At 70.7% G+C, this 19059-nt stretch carries 17 protein-coding genes and 2 tRNA genes; 12 read left to right on the top strand and 7 right to left on the bottom strand.

The window, feature by feature from the left end:
* Positions 1-25: 25 nt before the first annotated feature.
* Positions 26-754, bottom strand: coding sequence for a decarboxylase (locus tag ACIGQF_RS18600; protein ID WP_399711262.1), 729 nt, complete (start codon positions 752-754; stop codon positions 26-28).
* Positions 755-832: 78 nt separating this feature from the next.
* Entirely contained in the window at positions 833-1726 is an 894-nt protein-coding gene (locus tag ACIGQF_RS18595; RefSeq protein WP_361562769.1) for a decarboxylase, read from the bottom strand.
* Between the two features lie 200 nt (positions 1727-1926).
* Here ACIGQF_RS18595 and ACIGQF_RS18590 point away from each other — a divergent pair, with 200 nt between their 5' ends.
* The gene (locus ACIGQF_RS18590) at positions 1927-2892 is read left to right on the top strand and encodes a D-2-hydroxyacid dehydrogenase (protein WP_399711259.1); all 966 of its coding nucleotides are present in this window, start codon (positions 1927-1929) and stop codon (positions 2890-2892) included.
* 97 nt (positions 2893-2989) lie between these two features.
* Positions 2990-4396, top strand: a complete 1407-nt coding sequence (locus tag ACIGQF_RS18585) for an amidase (protein ID WP_399711257.1) — start codon at positions 2990-2992, stop codon at positions 4394-4396.
* Positions 4397-4426: 30 nt separating this feature from the next.
* On the opposite strand, the gene ACIGQF_RS18580 is transcribed toward ACIGQF_RS18585, so the two are convergent.
* The gene (locus tag ACIGQF_RS18580; protein ID WP_399711255.1) at positions 4427-4948 is read right to left on the bottom strand and encodes a DUF3830 family protein; all 522 of its coding nucleotides are present in this window, start codon (positions 4946-4948) and stop codon (positions 4427-4429) included.
* Between the two features lie 277 nt (positions 4949-5225).
* Here ACIGQF_RS18580 and ehuB point away from each other — a divergent pair, with 277 nt between their 5' ends.
* The 6 genes from ehuB to ACIGQF_RS18550 all read left to right on the top strand — a co-directional run bounded on the left by ehuB (position 5226) and on the right by ACIGQF_RS18550 (position 9550).
* Positions 5226-6158: an ectoine/hydroxyectoine ABC transporter substrate-binding protein EhuB gene (gene ehuB / locus ACIGQF_RS18575; RefSeq protein WP_399711253.1), complete on the top strand. Its 933-nt coding sequence runs from the start codon at positions 5226-5228 to the stop codon at positions 6156-6158.
* Positions 6146-6910 (top strand): ectoine/hydroxyectoine ABC transporter permease subunit EhuC, encoded by a 765-nt coding sequence (gene ehuC / locus ACIGQF_RS18570; protein ID WP_399711251.1) that lies wholly within the window; start codon positions 6146-6148, stop codon positions 6908-6910. The genes ehuB and ehuC overlap by 13 nt, the downstream gene beginning before the upstream one ends.
* A complete protein-coding gene (gene ehuD, locus ACIGQF_RS18565) occupies positions 6907-7557 on the top strand; it encodes an ectoine/hydroxyectoine ABC transporter permease subunit EhuD (protein ID WP_361562758.1) in 651 nt (216 codons plus the stop codon). Before ehuC ends, ehuD begins: the two co-directional genes overlap by 4 nt.
* A 34-nt stretch (positions 7558-7591) precedes the next feature.
* Positions 7592-8362: an ectoine/hydroxyectoine ABC transporter ATP-binding protein EhuA gene (ehuA, locus tag ACIGQF_RS18560; RefSeq protein WP_399711670.1), complete on the top strand. Its 771-nt coding sequence runs from the start codon at positions 7592-7594 to the stop codon at positions 8360-8362.
* A gap of 282 nt (positions 8363-8644) precedes the next feature.
* The gene (locus ACIGQF_RS18555; protein ID WP_399711249.1) at positions 8645-9403 is read left to right on the top strand and encodes an IclR family transcriptional regulator; all 759 of its coding nucleotides are present in this window, start codon (positions 8645-8647) and stop codon (positions 9401-9403) included.
* Positions 9404-9476: 73 nt separating this feature from the next.
* Positions 9477-9550: transfer RNA gene (locus ACIGQF_RS18550), tRNA-Lys, on the top strand.
* Positions 9551-9631: 81 nt separating this feature from the next.
* On the opposite strand, the gene ACIGQF_RS18545 is transcribed toward ACIGQF_RS18550, so the two are convergent.
* The 4 genes from ACIGQF_RS18545 to ACIGQF_RS18530 form a co-directional block, all read right to left on the bottom strand.
* Positions 9632-10225: a lytic polysaccharide monooxygenase gene (locus tag ACIGQF_RS18545; protein ID WP_361562755.1), complete on the bottom strand. Its 594-nt coding sequence runs from the start codon at positions 10223-10225 to the stop codon at positions 9632-9634.
* 145 nt (positions 10226-10370) lie between these two features.
* Entirely contained in the window at positions 10371-10787 is a 417-nt protein-coding gene (locus tag ACIGQF_RS18540; RefSeq protein WP_399711246.1) for an SsgA family sporulation/cell division regulator, read from the bottom strand.
* 9 nt (positions 10788-10796) lie between these two features.
* On the bottom strand, positions 10797-12296 hold the full coding sequence (locus tag ACIGQF_RS18535) for an SPFH domain-containing protein (protein WP_399711244.1): 1500 nt from the start codon (positions 12294-12296) through the stop codon (positions 10797-10799).
* An 11-nt stretch (positions 12297-12307) separates the two neighbouring features.
* Positions 12308-13597 (bottom strand): peptidoglycan-binding protein, encoded by a 1290-nt coding sequence (locus tag ACIGQF_RS18530; protein ID WP_399711241.1) that lies wholly within the window; start codon positions 13595-13597, stop codon positions 12308-12310.
* A 316-nt stretch (positions 13598-13913) separates the two neighbouring features.
* On the opposite strand from ACIGQF_RS18530, the gene ACIGQF_RS18525 reads away from it, so the two are divergent.
* The 4 genes from ACIGQF_RS18525 (at position 13914) to ACIGQF_RS18510 (ending at position 19053) form a co-directional block, all read left to right on the top strand.
* Positions 13914-13987 (top strand) — tRNA-Lys (locus ACIGQF_RS18525).
* A 109-nt stretch (positions 13988-14096) separates the two neighbouring features.
* The gene (locus ACIGQF_RS18520) at positions 14097-14777 is read left to right on the top strand and encodes a FadR/GntR family transcriptional regulator (RefSeq protein ID WP_399711239.1); all 681 of its coding nucleotides are present in this window, start codon (positions 14097-14099) and stop codon (positions 14775-14777) included.
* Positions 14778-15172: 395 nt separating this feature from the next.
* Positions 15173-17104, top strand: coding sequence for a glycosyltransferase family 2 protein (locus tag ACIGQF_RS18515; protein ID WP_399711237.1), 1932 nt, complete (start codon positions 15173-15175; stop codon positions 17102-17104).
* The gene (locus ACIGQF_RS18510) at positions 17101-19053 is read left to right on the top strand and encodes a galactose oxidase-like domain-containing protein (RefSeq protein ID WP_399711235.1); all 1953 of its coding nucleotides are present in this window, start codon (positions 17101-17103) and stop codon (positions 19051-19053) included. The genes ACIGQF_RS18515 and ACIGQF_RS18510 overlap by 4 nt, the downstream gene beginning before the upstream one ends.
* Positions 19054-19059 lie beyond the last annotated feature (6 nt).

Raw genomic sequence — 19059 nt, 5'->3', positions numbered from 1 at the left:
CGGCGGCCGGTTCGCGCGGCTCCGGTCACTCCTCCCGCCGGGGTCCCGCGAAGAGGGTGCCCAGCTCCGGCCGGACGATCTCCCGGTCCAGCAGCCGCAGCCCCTCCCACACGGTGACCTGGTTGGCGGTCAGCACCGGCTTGCGCAGCGCCTCCTCGATGGCGGGGAGGTACGCCGCGGTGTGCAGCGCGGTGTCGGGGAGCAGGACCACCTCGGCGTCCGGGTGGTCCCCCGTACGCGCGAGGTGCAGCACCTCGTCCAGACCCCAGGTGCCCACTTCGGCGGCGGTGATGATGCCGCTGCCGCGGGTCTGGACGACCTCCGTGCCCGCCGACTTCAGGAAGGCGTGGAAGTGCTCGGCCACGTCCTCCGGATAGGTCGCCGCGATCGCCACGCGCTCGGCCCCCAGCGCCTGTACGGCCCGCGCGAAGGCGAAGGACGTACTGGACGCCGGCAGCCCGGCGACGGCCGACAGCTCCCGCACCTGGTCCTGCGCGCCCTCCCAGCCGAAGACGAAGCTGGCGCTGGTGCAGGCCCACACGACGGCCTCCGCGCCCTGGTCCTTCAGGTCGGCGACCCCGGCTGCCAGCCGCGCCGCCGAGCCCATTTCGAGCAGGGCGTCCACGCGGTGCGCGTCCTCACCGATGTCGGTGTGGACCAGCGGCAGCCGGACGCCGCCGCCCAGGAGGGACTCGATCCGGGGATAGTCGTCCTCGGCGGAGTAGCCGGGGTAGAGGAAGCCGACCGTTGCCATGCAGAACTCCCATACGTCGTGCGGGTGCGGGTGTGCTGACGGAGTACGCCGATGTGCTGTTCGGGACCGTACGGGCGGTCAGGCCTCGTACGGGTCGTCCGGAAAGGGCGGGGCGTCGAGCCCCTCGGCCTGCTCGGCCTCCGGTGCCGCCGGCGGGCCGGCGAAGGCCGCCTCCGGCTCCGGGTGGTGCCGCTGCGGGATCTCCGGTGACCCGGACATCGCCGCGGGACCGCGTCTCGCGACGGGGTCGAGCAGCGCCTGATAGGGGCCTACCGCGTGGATGCCGATGGCGCGCAGCGCGCCCCACATCGTGACCTGGTTGGCCGACAGGACGGGCATCCGCAGCTCGGCCTCCAGCTGCGGGATCACGTCGTAGGTCGGGAGGTTGGTGCAGCTGATGAAGAGCGCGTCGGCCGCGCCCACCACCGCCTGCCGTGCCATGTCGACCACGTCCCGGTACGGAACCTTCCAGATGTGCCGGGTCAGGCCGAGGTAGGCGCGGCCGGTGACCGTGATGCCGCCTTCCGCCAGATAGTCCTCCAGGGAGTCGGTGACGGATTTGGTGTACGGCGTGACCAGCGCGATCCGCCGCGCGCCGATCTCGCACAACGCGTCCAGCAGCGCCCCCGAGGTGGTCACCGAGGGCACTTCGCCGGCTTGCCGCATGGCGGAGCACATGGCGCGCTCGCCCGCCACGCCGCCGACGAAACTGCCCGAGGTGCAGGCGTAGGAGACGACCCGCGGGGCGACCGCGGACAGTGCCTGTACCGCCTCCCGGAGCGTCTCGTGCTCACTGACGAGCCGGGCGAGGTCGAGGGAGACCTCGACCGGTACGAAAGGGGTGCGGGTGAGGTGGAGGGACACGTCGTCGGGGACCCAGCGCCACAGCTCGCGGTCGAGTGCGAAGTCGAAGGGTGCAACGACGCCCACGCCGCACTGCGGCTGTGGGCCGCCCAGAAAAGAGACGTCCATGAATGGCCCCTAGAAGTACGAAAAGGGCTAGGCCATTGGCCAGGGATTTTGAAACAACCGGCACAAGCCGGGACGTCGGGACAGAGCCGTTGTTGACACGGTAGATACGGCTTCCTAGCGTGGTCAATCCTCGCATCTCAGGCATCTGTCGGCGCCCCTTTCAGTTAAAGGGGCACTCGTTTCAGAACGGTTTCTGGCTCATGACCGAAAACACCGTCCTCGTCCTCGGATCCGACCCGCCCCCGAAGCTCGGCAGACTGTCCGGAAGGGCCGAAGTGATCTTCGCGGACGAGAAGACCCTGGCCGAGCAACTTCCTACCGCCGATGTGCTCTTGGCCTGGGATTTCACCTCCGACGCGATCCGCGACGCATGGTCCGCCGGCGGGCCGCGGCCGGGCTGGGTGCACACCGCGAGCGCCGGCGTGGACCGCCTGCTCTGTCCCGGGCTCATCGAGGACGCGACCGTTGTGACCAATGCCCGGGGCGTTTTCGAGCAGCCCATCGCGGAGTACGTCGCCGGTCTCGTGATTGCCATGGCCAAGGATTTTTATGGCAGCTGGGAACTCCAGCGGCAGCGGCGCTGGCAGCACCGGGAAACTCTTCGGGTGGCCGGTTCCCGCGCCGTGGTGGTCGGCTCCGGGCCGATCGGACGGGCCATCGGGCAGACGCTGAAAGGCCTCGGCGTAAAGGTCGACCTGATCGGCCGGCGCGAGCGGACGGATGATCCGCAGTTCGGAACGGTGCGCGCGAGCAATGCGCTGGACGGGCTGCTGCCGGCCGCCGACTGGGTGGTGTGCGCGGCTCCGCTGACCGAGGAGACGCACCACCTTTTCGACCGGGCGGCGTTCGGCCGGATGAAGGAGTCGGCCCGGTTCATCAACGTGGGACGCGGCCCCATGGTCGTCGAGCCGGACCTCGTCGAGGCGCTGCGGGGCCGGCGGATCGCGGCCGCCGCGCTGGACGTCTTCCAGCAGGAGCCGCTGCCGTCGGACAGCCCGCTGTGGGACGTCCCGCACCTGATCATCTCGCCGCACATGTGCGGCGACACCCTCGGCTGGCGGGACGCGCTCGCCGAGCAGTTCATGGACAACTACGACCGCTGGGCGGCCGGCGAGCCGCTGCTGAACGTGGTCGACAAGCGGCTGGGGTACGTGCCGGTGCAGTAGCAGTCGCCGTATACGGCCGCCCGCCATGCCACCGGGCCCCGGCCGGTCGCCGGGGCCCGGAAATTCCGCACACTCCACTCCCCCGATGGAGGGCTCGATGACCCAACTGGCGGATCTCACAGCACTGCGGCTCACCGCCGGCTACGCGGCCGGCGAGTTCTCCCCGGTCGAGGCGGCCCGGGCCGCGCTGGAACGGGCGGAGCGGGTACAGCCGCACGTCAACGCCTTCACCCGGCTGGAGGCCGACGAGGCGCTGTCCGCCGCGAAGGAGTCCGCGGAACGCTGGCGGACCGGCACCACTGCCGGTCCGCTGGACGGCGTGCCGGTCACCGTGAAGGACATCTTCCTGATGCGCGGCGGGCCGACCCTGCGCGGCTCGCGGACCGTCCGCGCCAACCAGGCGTGGGACGAGGACGCGCCCTCGGTCGCCCGGCTCCGGGAGCAGGGCGTCGTCTTCATCGGGAAGACGACCACCCCGGAGTTCGCCTGGAAGGGCGTCACCGACAGCCCGCTCCAGGGAGTGACCGGCAATCCGTACGACCCGTCCCGGACCGCGGGCGGCTCCAGCGGGGGCAGCGCCGCGGCGGTGGCGCTGGGCGCCGGGCCGCTGAGCCTGGGCACGGACGGCGGCGGTTCGGTCCGGATCCCCGCCTCCTTCTGCGGGTGCTTCGCGATGAAGCCGACGTACGGGCGGGTGCCGATGTACCCGTCGAGCCCGTTCGGGACGCTGGCCCACGCGGGCCCGATGACGAAGGACGCGGCCGATGCCGCGCTGATGATGGACGCGATCTCCGGGCCGGACGCGCGGGACTGGTCGCAGCTGGCCCCGGTGTCCGGCTCCTTCCTGGAACAGCTGTCGGGCCCGGTGGCCGGGCTGCGGGTGGCGTACAGCCCCACCCTGGGCTGGGACGTGAACGTACGGCCCGAGGTGGCGGCGGCGGTCCGGCGGGCCGTGGAGAAGCTGGCCGAGCTGGGCGCGCACGTCGAGGAGGTGGACCCGCGGATCGAGGACCCGGTGGAGGCGTTCCACACCCTCTGGTTCAGCGGCGCGGCGCGGGTGGTGCAGCCGCTCGGGGAGGAGGCGCGCGAGCTGCTGGACCCGGCGCTGCGCGTGGTCTGCGAGCAGGGAGCGCGCTACAGCGCGCTGGACTACCTCGCGGCGGTGGACGTACGGATGGCGCTCGGCCGGCAGCTGGGCCGGTTCCACGAGACGTACGACCTGCTGGTCACGCCGACCGAGCCGATCACGGCGTTCGAGGCGGGCGTGGAGGTGCCCAAGGGGTCCGGGCACGAGCACTGGACGGGCTGGACGCCGTTCACGTACCCGTTCAACATGACGCAGCAGCCCGCCGCGTCGCTGCCCTGCGGCGTGGACGGTGACGGGCTGCCGATCGGCCTCCAGCTGGTCGGGGCGCGGCACTCGGACGCGCTGGTGCTGCGCGCCGCGCACGCCCTCTACGGAGCCGGGGTGGCGGACATCCCGGCCCCGGAACTGGCGGGCTGACCCCGGCCGCGGCGGGCGGTCAGGGGCGGCTCACGCCCGGCGGAAGCTGAGGGTCTCGCCGATCGCGCCGGCCCGCCAGAGGTCCTGGCAGGCGTCGGCCATCCGGTCCAGGCCGTCCACGACGGACCCCCAGACGATGCCGGGCACCCAGCCCGCGTCACCGTTGATCAGCAGGTTGTTGCGCTCGTAGAAGAGCGCGAGGTCGATGACGGTGGCGCGCTCGGCGTGCGCCGCCTTGCCGCCCTGCCCCTCGGCCGCCGCCTCGTACCCGTACGAGGAGGTGGCCAGCTGGGTGTCGGTGAAGGTGAAGTAGCAGAGATCGCCGGGGATCGGGGTGATCGTGGGGTTCTCCAGGGGCGGCTCCTCGGGGGCGAAGGGCGGCACCAGGGCGTAGATCTCGTTGCGGGCGTACTTGGCGTGGTAGACGTCGCCGCCGAGCGGGAGCGCGTCCCAGACGGCGGCGCAGGTGACGGGGGCGCGGTCGTCGAGCAGCTTCGCCGTGCAGCGCACGCCGCGCTTGTCCAGGGAGACCTCGATGAATCGGTCGGCCATGATGACCCCTCTTGGTTGATTACCATGCTTGTCGGGCTTACCGGTTCTTGCCGGTCATTGGTGATGTATCACCCGGCATGACGAGCGTAGGGCGTCGACGGACACTTCCCCGGGGACTCGGGGCAAGTCATTTCCCATCCGCCCCAACCGCCCCGCACACAGCGGTGGTTACCCGGACTTTCCCTCGCAACTCCGTGTACAACCCCTTCGGTACCGGAAGCATCAAGGGCCGGAAACGATCGGCATAGGTTCCCCGCCTTCGGGTAGTCGCGCGCCCATGGCTCCATCAATGGGGAACACCAAACAATTCAGGCGAAGTTCGGGAAGCGGCCTCCGCCGCCGCACGCTGCTCGCGGGGGTAGCGGCGCTCGGCGCGGCGGGCGCGATGGGCGCGACGAGCGCCTGCAGCCGGGTCTCGACGGCCGACACCGGCGACGGCGGACACCTGCTGGAACAGCTGCGTGCCAAGGGCACCGTACGGCTGGGGCTGGCGGGCGAGCAGCCCTACGGCTACATCGGCAAGGACGGGAAGATGACCGGCTCGGCGCCGGTCATCGCCGAGCGCATATTCAAACGGCTGGGCGTGGCGAAGGTCGAACCGTTCGCCACGGAATTCGGTTCGCTCATCACCGGCCTGAATTCCCTCCAGTTCGATGTCGTGGCGGCCGGCATGTACATCAATGCGGACCGCTGCGAACAGGTCATCTTCGCGGACCCCGAATACCAGATGCTCGACGCCTTCATCGTGCCGAAGGGAAATCCGAAGAACCTGCGCACCTACAAGGACATAGCCAGGACCGGCGCCCACATGGCGACGGGCGTCGGCTTCGCCGAGATCGACTACGCCAAGGAGGCCGGGGTCAAGCGCATCACGACCCTGCCCGACCAGCTGGCCGGCCTGCTCGCGGTGGAGCAGGGCCGGGTCGACGTGTTCGTCGGCACCGCGGTCACCGTGCGCAACGTCGTGAAGGAGACCGAGACCACGAAGGCGGAGGCCACCCAGGAGGTCACGCCGTACGTGGGCGGAAAGCCCATGGTCGACGTCGGCGCCTTCGCCTTCCGCAGCCCGGAGACCAATCTGCGGGACGCCTTCAACCGCGAGCTGCACAAAATGAAGAAGACCGGCGAACTCCTCGACGTCATGCGGCCCTTCGGCTTCACGAAGGACCAGATGACGACCATCACCGCCAAGGAGAGGTGCAAGCCGTGAGCGAAATCAGCTGGGGTTTGTGGGAACTCCTCCTCAAAGGCGTCTGGATCACCGTCCAGCTGACGGTCTTCAGCGCCGCGCTCGCCGCCGTGGTCGCATTCGTCATCGGTCTTGCGCGTACCCACCGGATGTGGATCGTACGCTTCCTCTCCGGCGCCTACTTCGAGATCTTCCGCGGCACCTCGGCGCTGATCCTGATGTTCTGGATCTTCTTCGTGCTGCCGATCGGCTTCGGCTGGCAGCTGGTCCCCATGTGGGCAGCCGTGCTGGCCCTCGGGCTCAGCTACGGCGCGTACGGTTCGGAAGTCGTACGCGGCGCCCTCAACGCGGTGGCCCCCGCCCAGCGCGAGGCGGGCATCGCCCTCAGCTTCAGCCCGGCCCAGCAGCTGCGGAAGATCATCCTTCCGCAGGCCTGGCCGGAGATGGTGCCGCCCTTCAACAACCTGCTGATCGAGCTCCTCAAGGGCACCGCACTGGTCTCGATCATGGGCGTGGCCGACATCGCCTTCGGCGCCTCGCTGGTCCGCAACGCCACCGGCCAGAGCGCCCCCGTCTACACGATCATCCTCGTCATGTACTTCGTCCTCGCGTTCATCCTGACGCGCGGGATGCGGATCGTGGAACGGCACGCCAAGGCGGGCATCGGCAAGGCACCGGAGAAGCGGTCGGGCCTGCGCAGCAGGCTGAGCCCCGACCAGGTCGGTGACATCGCGCGCTCCGGCGCGGCCCCCGCGGGAGGTGCTGGCCAGTGAAGTGGGACTGGAACGCCGTCGGCGACTTCATGCCGATGTTCTGGCACGGCCTGCTGGTCACCCTGGAGGCCCTGGCCCTCGGCTCGCTGATCGCCTTCGCCCTCGGACTGGTCTGGGCCATGGCGCAGCGCTCCGAGCACGCCGTGGTCCGCTGGCCGGTGGTGGGGGTCACCGAGTTCATCCGCAACACCCCCCTCCTCGTCCAGCTCTTCTTCCTCTTCTACGTGCTCCCCGAGTGGGGGATCACGCTCTCGGCCCTGACCACCGGCGTGATCGGCCTCGGCCTGCACTACTCGACGTACACCGCCGAGGTCTACCGCGCCGGCATCGACGGCGTCCCGGTGGGCCAGTGGGAGGCGGCGACCGCGCTCAGCCTGCCGCGCACGCGGACCTGGGGCGCGGTGATCCTGCCGCAGGCGATCCGCCGCGTCGTGCCGGCGCTGGGCAACTACGTCGTCGCGATGCTCAAGGACACGCCGATGATCTTCGTGATCGGCGTACTGGAGATGCTCGGCGAGGCCCGTCAGTTCTCCTCGCAGACGTTCCACACGATCGAGCCCTACACGATCGTCGGCATCGCCTTCATCGTCATCGCCTACCCGGCTTCCCTTCTCCTGCGAGCCCTGGAGCGTCGTCTTGTCCGCTGACAGCAACCTCTCGAAAGCAACGGCCAACCCGGCGGTGGACGGCAGCGAGCTGATCCGCTTCGACCGCGTCACCAAGCGCTTCGGCACCAATACGGTCCTGGACTCGCTGGACTTCACGGTCTCCTCGGGCAAGCACGTCACCCTGATCGGCCCGTCCGGGTCCGGCAAGACCACGATCCTGCGGCTGCTGATGACGCTGCTGAAGCCGGACGAGGGCACGATCAAGGTGGGCGGGGAATACCTCACCCACGAGAAGAAGGGCGAGAAGCTCGTACCGGCCGGCGAGCGGCACACCCGCGAGGTGCGCAAGAACATCGGCATGGTCTTCCAGCAGTTCAACCTCTTCCCCAACATGAAGGTGCTGCGGAACGTCACCGAGGCACCGGTGCACGTGCTGGGGATGTCCAAGGAGGCGGCCGAGGAGCGCGCTCACGAGCTGCTGGACCTGGTGGGCCTGACCGAGCACGTCGACAAGTACCCCACCCAGCTCTCCGGCGGCCAGCAGCAGCGGGTCGCCATCGCGCGCGCCCTGGCCATGCGGCCGCAGGTGCTGCTCCTGGACGAGGTCACCTCGGCGCTCGACCCGGAGCTGGTGGCCGGCGTCCTGGACGTGCTGCGGGACATCGCACACACCACGGACATCACGATGCTGTGCGTCACGCACGAGATGAACTTCGCCCGGGACATCTCGGACGACGTCCTGATGTTCGACTCCGGCCGGGTCATCGAGTCCGGCCCGCCGGAGAAGATCTTCACGGAGCCCGAGCACGAGCGCACCCGGGAGTTCCTCAGCGCGGTGCTCTGAAGCACGGCGCACGCACGGAAGGCAGCGGTCCGCCACCCCGGCAGGGGGCGGCGGGCCGCTGCCTTTCCGTAGAGGCTATGACCAGGGCATATGCCATGGTGGTGAATCGCTGAACAGAAGCATGCCGAACGCCGATTTTCACTCAAGACCCCCTCCTGTCCGCCAGGTTGGCCGCTATCGTGGTACGAGCCCCGCCACCCGGTAAGGCCGCGCGACGCATGCTGTCCGTGACGGGCGGCGACGGTGATGATGCAAACGGTCACAACCTGCTAGGGGGACACCGTGGCGCCGACGTACGAGCCCACCGCGCCTTATCACTCGGTGCGCTACGCACTCCGCGTTCTCGAAACGGTTTCCCGGCACGCCACCGGCACGACCGACACCCAGATCGCGCGCGAGACCGGACTGCCCGCCGCCCACCTCACCCACATGCTGGCGATGCTGCGCCGCGAGGGCTACGTCAAGCAGCTGTCCGACGGCGCGTACGTGGTCGGCGAGTCGCTGAACCTGCTGGGCGGCGGCGTCGGCCGGGCCCAGGCGCTCAACGACAAGCTCCAGAGCTCGCTGGACGAGCTGCGCGACTCCGTCGGCGCCGCGGTCTACATCAGCCGCTACATCGACGGCGAGGTGCGCATCCTGCACTACGCCGACGGCCCGCAGGCCCCCAAGGTCAACGAGTGGGCCGAGTTCCACCGCACGGCGCACGCGAGCGCGATGGGCAAGTGCCTGCTCGCCCAGCTCGACCACGACGGCCGGCGGGACCACCTCTCCCGGCACAAGACCGCCCGGCTCACCTCCCGGACGATCACCAACGAGAAGGTGCTCTTCCACAAGCTCGACAGCCAGCCGGCCTCCGTCCCCGTCCTGGACCTCCAGGAGTACGCCGTCGGCACGGTGTGCGCGGCCGTCCCGATCACGGCCGGCGCCACGGTGGGCTGCCTCGCGCTGTCGATGCCGCTGGAGCACGCCCACCGGCTGCGCAAGGCCGCCGACACCCTGAACCGCCGGGCGGCCCCGGTCCTGCTGTCGCTGGCGATCTGACCCGCCGGGTGTGGCCGGGGCCACATGGTCAGGAGCACCCCTCGGGAGCAGGTAGTATTTACTTCGTCAGCAGGCGCCGTTAGCTCAGTTGGTTAGAGCAGCTGACTCTTAATCAGCGGGTCCGGGGTTCGAGTCCCTGACGGCGCACAGACAAGGCGAAGGCCCTCACTCCGGTGAGGGCCTTCGTCGTATGCGGTCACGCCGTGCGCGGAGACCGGGCCGCGGCCGTTACGACAGGTTGACGTCGGCGCAGGAGTAGAAGGCGTTGCCGGTGTCGGCGATGTTCCAGACGCCGAGGATGATGTGCCGGCCGGTGTGCCCGGTGGGCACGGTGCCCTGCTGACTCCAGACCTCCGGCGGCTGCTTGCCGCCGAGCGGCACGTTCATGAAGGGCTGCGACTCCAGGGACGCACGGGTGAGCGGCTTGCTCGGGTCCCAGCCCTGCTTGGTGATGTAGTACCGGAAGTCCGTCGTGGCGTGCCGGGCGGTCATCTTCCAGGTGAAGTTGAAGCCCTGGCCGGCCTTGAGGTTCGTGGCGGGCCACTGGCCGCCGCGCGGGTCGTCGAGTTCCGCGAATCCGGAGTTGCCGCCGGCACAGATCTTGCCGTCGGCGGGGCCCGCCGCCGGGAAGCCCTTGGGGCCCTCGACGCTCTGCGGCTCGTACTGGATGGCGCCGCAGTTCTTGACGGTCCCGGCGGCGCACAGCGACTGGCGGCTCGCGGGCTGGGTGCCGTACCCGTGGCTGGAGGCGCTGCCGGTGGCAACCAGGGAGGCGCCGGCTATGCCGAGGGTGACCACGGCGACGCTGATCTTCTTGCGCATGCTTCGCTCCTGAACGAGGGGGAGGTTCCGTGAGCCGTGCATTGTGGTCTAGACCAAGCCGCAGCGTAATGAGGGCTGTTGCAGTTGTCCAGACCAATTACCACCGCTCGTCACCCACACCCCGCCCCCCGTTCAGGCGGACGTATCAGTTCCGTTCCGCGAACAGCCGCGCCAGGTGGGCGTCCAGATCCAGGTACCGGCTCTCCTGCCCGGGCGGCACCACCTCGGCGGTCGCCCGCACCCAGGCCGCCAGGTCGGTGGCCTCGGCCGTCAGCACGCACGCGCCGCCGTCGGCCCGCAGCTCGATGTGGACCCGGCGGAGCCCGACCGAGTCCCGGAAGGGCCGTATCCGCACGTTCCCCTCCCCCGCCGGGCCGCGCAGCCCGGCGAGCAGCAGCTCCCTTGAGAACACCCAGGTCGTGACCGTACGGCCCTGGCTGACGAAGGCGACCCTGACCTCGTACGGACGGTCACTGCGGTAGCCGAACCGGCCCGCCACGGGAACGACGGTGTCCGGACCGAGCAGCAGCTGCAGTTCGAGGGTGCGGGTCGTGGCGGCCACCACGGCGCCTCACTCCTGCGCCGCCGCGCTGCCGCGGGCGGTGTAGAACGCCACGGTCAGGTCCTTGACCAGCGCCTTGCGCTCGTAGTCGTCCAGCTCCACCAGCCCCCGGCTGGTGAGCCGCCGTACGGTGTCGTCCACCGCGTCCACCACCGAGGTCAGCACGGTGTCGCGGTGCCGGGCGTCGAGGGCTGCGACCTGCCGGCGGTGCATGGCGGCCGCCACCTCCGGCGCGTACTCGATACGGGTGGGCTGCGCGGAGAACACCTCGATGCCCACCGGACGGCAGTCCGCCGCGAGCTGCGCGGTCAGCGCGTTGCCCACCGCCTCCGCGTCCCAGACGCTGGGGGCGCCGCTCTTCTGCAGCGAGGGGCCGGCGGACGGCGCGTCGGCGGCCAGTCGGCCGATCACCCGCGCGGTCGCGGCCTCCACCTGTTCGCGCAGGTAGGCGACGTGGTCGTCGACCTCGTACCGGGCCCGGGCCGCGTCCACGACCCGCCACACCACCAGCACCACGGCCCGCAGCCGCACACCGGCCGCGTCCACCGCCGGCATCGGCTCGCTCCGCCAGTGGCGCAGCCGCACGTCGATCCGGCGGCGGCGCAGCACCGGGCTGATCCACACCAGTCCGGTCCGCCGGACGGTGCCGCGGTACCGCCCGAAGAGGCTGAGCACCCAGGCGCTGCCGACCCGGCCGCGGGCCAGCCCGCCGAGCGCGAACAGCACGGCCGCGCCACCGAGGCCGAGCAGCGCCGCGTCGCGGACCGCCAGCGGGGAGTGGCCCCGCGCCGGCAGCCGCAGCAGCCGTGCCGCCTGCTCGGGCAGCATCCCGTGCCACCACAGCAGCGCCCCGCAGCAGGCGGCCGCGACCAGCCCGGCGACCAGGGCGATGCCGCCGGGGAGCGAGGGACCGCGCCGCTCGCTGAGGTACGGGTCCTCCGCGGGGGCGCGCAGGCCACCGGCCGGTACGGGCGCGGGCCCGATGGGCTCCGGCCCGTCATAGGGCCAGGGCTCCGATTCCGCGGGGACGGCGGCCGGCGAGGCCACCCGGCTGCCGGCGTCGACCACGCCGAGGGCGTCGCTGAGGACCGCGCGTTCGGCGGTGTCGAGCAGCTCCTCGGCCGCCTCGATACCGGCCGGGGGCGGCAGGTCCTCCGGCCCCGGAACCGGGGTCGGCTCCGGGCTGGGCTCGGGTTCGGGCCGCGGGACGGGCGCCGGGTCCGGCATCGGCTCGCCCTCGACGGCCGCCCAGCCGGGGACCGGGGGCCGGGCGTCCTCGGGCGCCGGGTGCCGGACCTCGGCACCTGCCGCGTCCGCCGCACGCGCGCCGGCCGGGACCGGCCGTGCGGCGTCCGACGCGACGCCGAATTCGTCCACGAAGGGCAGCCCCGTGTCGGGGTCCATCAGGGGGACCATCCGCGGCGCCACCCCGTACGTCTGTCCCGCGCCGCCCGCCGGCTCCGCCGGGTACGCGGTCTCCGGCCGTCCGCTGTCCGTTCTGCCTGCCATGAAGTGCTCCGTCATTGGAAGAGTCGCCGCCAGGTCTCGGGGCCCGGATAGCCGTCGGCGTCCCGGCCGCGCCAGCCCTGCGCGCGCTGGAACGCCTCGACGTTCCGCCGGTCCGCCTCCGTCCAGCGCGGGCCGGGGCCGGAGAGGTAGTGCTTGCCGTAGCCCTTCTTCACGAGCTGCCGGCCGAGCTGTGTGACGTTCTTGCCGACCGCACCGGGCCGGAAGTGGCGGACGCCGGGGAAGCCGCCGCTCTTGGCGCCTGCGCCCGGGCCGCCGATGTCCCGGCCCTTGCCGCCGATCAGATACGCCCAGGTGTCGGGCCCGGGGATGCCGTCGGCCTCCGAGCCGCGCCAGCCCTGGGCACGCTGGAAGGCCCGGGTGGCGTCGCGGTCCGCCGCGCTCCAGCGCGGGCCCGGCCCCGAGCGGTAGAAGCCGCTGCCGCCCCGGGCGACCAGCAGCTTCCCGAGCCGGGTCACCCAGGAGTTGTCGGACCCCGGGCCGAAGTGCCCGAGCCCCGGGAAGGCGTCCGCCACCGCGTCGGGGATGCCGGTGTCGGGCAGCCCGCCGCCGGTCAGGCCCCGGTAGCGGTAGGGCACGTACTTGCCGGCGTTGCTCCAGTAGGCGTACGGGGTGACCCGCTTCCGGGCGTGTTCCGGCGCCAGTTCGTACGCGACGTACTTCGAGTGCGAGCCGTCCGCCCAGCCGCCGAAGATGGTCACGTGGGAGCCGGCCGAGGGGTTGGCCGCGTTGTGGTAGAGCAGGATGTCGCCGGGCTTGAGCTCGTCCTTCGTTATCCGCACGGCGTACCGGTGGAGCGATCCTGTCCACTGGCTGCTGCCCAGCCCCCAGGCCATCGAGACGAAGCCCGAGCAGTCCTCGCGGTAGCCGTCGGACCAGAAGCCGTTCATGTTGTACGGCACCCGCGCCGCGATCCAGGTCTTCGCCCGCGCGATGATCGCCGCGCGGGTGGTGGGGCGGGGCTCCGCCGCGAGCCGGGCCCGGCCGCTGCCCGCCCCGCCGTACAACCCGCTGACCTGCCCTTGCGGCGCCGTGGCCGGCTCGGCGTCGGCGGCCGCGCGGCCGGCGTCGGGCAGCACATCGGCGGGCAGCCCGTCGCCGGCCGAGCCGGCGAGGACCGTACCGGCCGCGGCGGCCAGCACCAGCGCGCGGCGAGCACCGTGGGCGGCGGGGTGGCCGCCGTCCCTGAGCCGCCCGAGCGCGAGGAGGCGCCGCTCCTGCGCACAGCCCGCGCAGGGGCAGTCGTCCGCGGGCTCGAATTCGACGAACACCGGCACCGTCATTCCCGTTCCCCTTCCGGCCGCTTCTTTCTCATAGGCCTCACACCGGCACAGCCTCTCAACTACCGGCGCATACCGCATGCTGACGGGGCAACTGATGACCTTGCACGCTGAAACACTCTTCCCCGTACAAAAACCGGCGAACCACCAGGCGAAAATGCGCCGGGGCATCACGGCGGGGAGCGCGACACGCGGAGGAAAAGCTGTCCTGCCCCGATTCCGGCAGGCGTGTCACACCTCACACGTTCGGCGGGGCGCCGACGGGTTTACGCGGTCCGGAGCACCCCTGGAGTTCGTGTAGAGTTTTCCAGGTCAGCGCGCGCCGCTAGCTCAGTTGGTTAGAGCAGCTGACTCTTAATCAGCGGGTCCGGGGTTCGAGTCCCTGGCGGCGCACGTAGGGCCGAGGCCCCCTCGTCACGACGAGGGGGCCTCGGTCGTTTCTTACCGGCACTTTGCGCGGGAGTGCTGGTCAAAAGGGTGGGCCGGGGTGCAGAGTCACGGGATGGCGAGGGACATCCAGGAGCGCATCAAGAGGCTGATCATCGACCAGCGGCTGCCGTCCGGCGCGCCCCTGCCGACCGAGCCGGAGCTGATGGAGCTGCTCGGGGTCAGCCGGAACTCCGTGCGCGAGGCGCTGAAGGCGCTCCAGGCGATGGGCATCGTGGAGATCCGGCACGGCTTCGGCACCTACGTCGGGCCGATGTCGATGGCCCCGATGATCGAGGGCCTGACCTTCCGCACGGTGGCCGGGCACTACCGCGGCGAGGACAGCCTGCTCCAGCTGCTGGAGCTGCGCGAGGCGGTGGAAACCGGACTGATCGCGCGGCTGGCGGGACGGGTGCCGGCGGCGGACCTGGCCGAGCTGGACGCGATCGTGGCGCGGATGCGGACGGAGGCGGCGGCCGGCGGCGTACGGGCCGGGACCGACCGAGCATTCCACGCCACTCTTCATCGAGGCCTGGACAATCTTTTGCTCAGCGAGGTGCTCGAAGCGTTCTGGGACGCCTTCCACCGGGTGCGTACCGACCTCGTCCCGGCGCACGGGGATCCGGAGACCACGGTGCGCCAGCACGAGGAGATCGTGGCGGCGGTACGGGAGGGCGACGGGCCCCGCGCGGAGCGGGCCGTCCGCCACCACTTCGACAACATCCGCCACAGGTTGCGCAGTTCAGGCGACCGCTGACGGGTGCGTCCGGCGGGGGAGCGCCGCCGGACGGAGGGGCGCACGGACCGCCGCACACCACTCCGAGTCCGCCCATACGCCTACACCTTCCGTAAGCACCTCATTCCGCCCTTGCGATCATGAAGGCCGGTTAGGGACCCTGACGTGGCGGATGGGTCGAAGATGGCCTTGACGAGCATGTGGGGGAAGGCCATCGGCTGCGCCGAACGAGGAGTTGGGGAACTCCGCGCGCTGCCATGATGGCGAGGCAGTACCGGGCAACCGGAAGGCGGGCGGCGCACTGCTGAGTGCGCGGGCGGCCGAGACCACGGAGCCTGAGCCGGTCAGGGGGACCAGCGGCTCGGGCGGGGAACAGACGGACACGCAGCCAGCTCTGCGTGCGGGGGGATGGAGTCATGACGTCGTCGACGCCTCACGGCGCCCGGCAGGAACAAGAGTACGATCCGTCCGCGACGACGCGGTTACGTCTGCCGCGCCAGCATCGCAGGCGCCCGCAGCAGCCCGCGCCGCTGCCGCGCTACGACTACGAGCACTACAGCCGGCTCGCCGGGCCACTGACCAGGCCCGAGCCCGGCAAGCCGTACAAGGTGCGGTACCGCAGCCTCCTCGCCGACGAACCGCACCGCTTACGCGCCGCCCTGCTGCTCGGCGCGGCACCGCTGGTCTCCCTCGGGCTCCTCGCCTGGCTGCTCCAGCCCGCCCACTGGACCGAGCGGGACTACCCGCAGTTCGCCTTCCTCCCCGTCCTCGACGTGGTCATGCTCGTCTCGATCGGCCTGATCGAGTTCTTCCGCTGCATGAACGTCCTCTCCAACGCCCACGCCACCCTCGTCGCCCGTGACCCGATACCGGTCATACCCGAGAGCGGCACCCGCGTCGCCTTCCTCACCTCCTTCGTGCCCGGCAAGGAACCGCTGGAGATGGTCACGAAGACGCTGGAGGCCGCGGTCCGGATCCGCCACCGGGGCCTGCTGCACGTCTGGCTGCTGGACGAGGGCGACGACCCCGCGGTCAGAGAGGTCTGCGCGAGACTCGGGGTGCACCATTTCACCCGGCACGGCATACCGGAGTGGAACCGCGCGAAGGGCCCGCACCGCGCAAGAACGAAGCACGGCAACTACAACGCCTGGCTCCAGGCCCACGGCGACGACTACGACTTCTTCGCCTCCGTCGACACCGACCACGTCCCCCTGCCGAACTACCTGGAGCGGATGCTCGGGTACTTCCGCGACCCCGACGTCGGCTTCGTCATCGGTCCCCAGGTCTACGGCAACTACGACACCTTCGTCACCAAGGCCGCCGAGTCGCAGCAGTTCCTCTTCCACGCGCTGATCCAGCGGGCCGGCAACCGCTACGGCGCCCCCATGTTCGTCGGCACCTCCAACGCGGTGCGCATCACGGCCCTGCAGCAGATCGGCGGGCTGTACGACTCGATCACCGAGGACATGGCCACCGGCTTCGAGATGCACCGCCACCGCAACCCCGCGACGGGCAAGAAGTGGCGCTCGGTCTACACCCCCGACGTGCTCGCCGTCGGCGAGGGCCCGACCGCCTGGACGGACTTCTTCACCCAGCAGCTGCGCTGGTCGCGCGGCACGTACGAAACGCTGCTCAAGCAGTTCTGGAAGGCGCCCTTCACGCTGTCCCCCGGCCGCCTCTTCAACTACTCCATGATGGTCATCTTCTACCCGATGTCCGCGCTGAACTGGATTCTCGCCGCCCTCAGTTGCGCGCTCTTCCTCGGGCTCGGCGCCTCCGGCGTGGAGATCGACCCGGCCGTGTGGATGATGCTCTACGGCAACGCCTCCGCACTCCAGATCGGCCTGTACGTCTGGAACCGCCGGCACAACGTCTCCCCGCACGAGCCGGAAGGTTCCGGCGGCGTGGCCGGCATGCTGATGTCCGCGCTCTCCGCGCCGATCTACGCGCGCTCCCTCTTCGACGCGGCGCTGCGCCGCAAGAGCAAGTTCGTGGTGACCCCGAAGGGCGACTCCTCCAGCCCCGACACCCTCTTCGGGACCTTCCGGGTGCACCTCTTCTTCCTGCTCGTCTTCGGTGCCTCCCTGATCGCCTCCTTCTTCTTCGGCCATGCCCACCCGGCGATGATCGTCTGGGCCGTACTGGCCCTGCTGGTCTGCTGCACCCCGATCGGCGTCTGGCGCTGGGGCCTGCGCCGGGAGGCGCGCCACCGGGCGGGCCCGGCCGCGCCGCCCGCGCAGCCCCAGCCGCAGTCACAGCCACCGGCCGCCGTGGACACCGTGCCCGCGGCCACCGATGACCGGATCGCGCAGACCGTGCAGATTCCCGTGGGGGGAACCAACCGATGAGATACCGACCGAGCCGCCGCACCCGCCGGTTGGGGATGGGTGCGGTGGTGGTGATCGCCCTGGCCGCGATGAACGGCCCGGCGGTGTACGGCTTCGCCTCGGAGCAGTACCACTCGTACAAGATCAATCAGCCGGAGTACAAGGAACGGAACGGCCACTGGGACGTGGTCGACGTCCCCGACGCGTACCGGATCAACACCATCCACGCGGCCCTGCTGCACACCGGCAAGGTCCTGCTGGTCGCCGGCTCCGGCAACAACGCGGCGAACTTCAAGGCCAAGTCCTTCCGCACGGTCCTGTGGGACCCGGCGAAGAACACCTTCAAGAACATCCCCACGCCCGTCGACCTCTTCTGCTCGGGCCACACCCAGCTCCCGGACGGCAAGCTGCTGGTCGCGGGCGGCACCCAGCGCTACGAGACCCTCAAGGGCGATGTGAAGAAGGCCGGCGGCCTGATGATCGTCTACAACGAGGACCCGGACGGCCCGAAGACCTTCCCCGCCGGCACGCTCTTCACCGGCAAGGAGAACGGCAAGACCTTCGTCTCCAAGGACCCGGTCGTGGTGCCGCGGGCGAAGAAGATCAAGGACAAGGCCACCGGGAAGGTCCGGGTCGAGCACAGCGAGGGCCGGGTCTACGTCGAGGCCCGCAAGGAGGGCCGCGCGCACGCCACCGGCGCCCAGGACAACTACCGCATCCACGGCCTGACCGGCGCGGACGCCCGGAACTTCTACGGCATCGCGCAGAAGCTGTCCTTCGACAAGAAGGACTTCCAGGGCATCAAGGACTCCTTCGAGTTCGACCCGGTCGCCGAGCGGTACATCCGCGTCGACCCCATGAACGAGGCCCGCTGGTATCCGACGCTGACCTCCATGGAGGACGGCAAGGTCCTCTCGGTGTCCGGTCTCGACGAGATCGGACAGGTCGTCCCCGGCAAGAACGAGCTCTACGACCCGACGACCAAGAAGTGGACCTACCTGCCGAAGCAGCGGTTCTTCCCCACCTACCCGACGCTCTTCCTCTCCGGCCGGGGCCAGGTCTTCTACACCGGCTCCAACGCCGGGTACGGCCCCGACAACAAGGGCCGCACGCCCGGCATCTGGGACCTGAAGAGCAACACGTTCCGGGTGGTGCCCGGGATGAGCGACCCGGACATCCTGGAGACGTCGATGTCCGTACTGCTGCCGCCCGCGCAGGACCAGCGGTACATGGTCCTCGGCGGCGGCGGGGTCGGCGAGGACCCGCGCGCCACGGCCAGGACCCGGATCGCGGACCTGACCGACCCCAAGCCCCGCTTCCGCGACGGTCCCGACCTGTACGCGAAGGCCCGCTACCCGAGCAGCGTGATCATGCCGGACGACACCGTGCTGACCACCAACGGCTCCGGCGACTACCGCGGCCGCAGCGACTCCAACGTCCTCATGGCCGAGCTGTACGACCCGGCGGCGAACAGTTCACGCCCCGTCGCCGACCCCCTGGTCGGCCGGAACTACCACTCCGGCGCGCTGCTGCTCCCCGACGGCCGGGTGATGACCTTCGGCTCCGACTCGCTCTTCGCCGACAAGGACAACACCAGGCCGGGCGTCTTCGAGCAGCAGATCGACCTCTACACCCCGCCGTACCTCTTCCACGGGTCGCGCCCCGGCCTCAAGGCCGCGGGCCCGACGACCGTACGGCTGGGCGGCAAGGCGACGTTCACCTCGGCGCACAGCGGGTCCCTGAAGAAGCTGCGGCTGATCCGGCCCGGCTCGTTCACCCATGTCACCAACGTCGAACAGCGCTCCGTGGCGCTGGACTTCACGACGAAGGGCGACACCGTGACCGCGACCCTGCCCAAGGACCCGTCCCTGGTCCCGCCCGGCTGGTACATGGTCATGGCCGTCGACGCGGACGGCACTCCGTCGAAGGCGGTGTGGCTGAAGGTGCCCGCCGCCAAGGACCGCGGCTGACCGTCG

This window comes from Streptomyces sp. NPDC053560, assembly GCF_044544605.1.
GTDB lineage: Bacteria > Actinomycetota > Actinomycetes > Streptomycetales > Streptomycetaceae > Streptomyces.
This window is presented reverse-complemented; position numbering and strand designations above follow the sequence as displayed.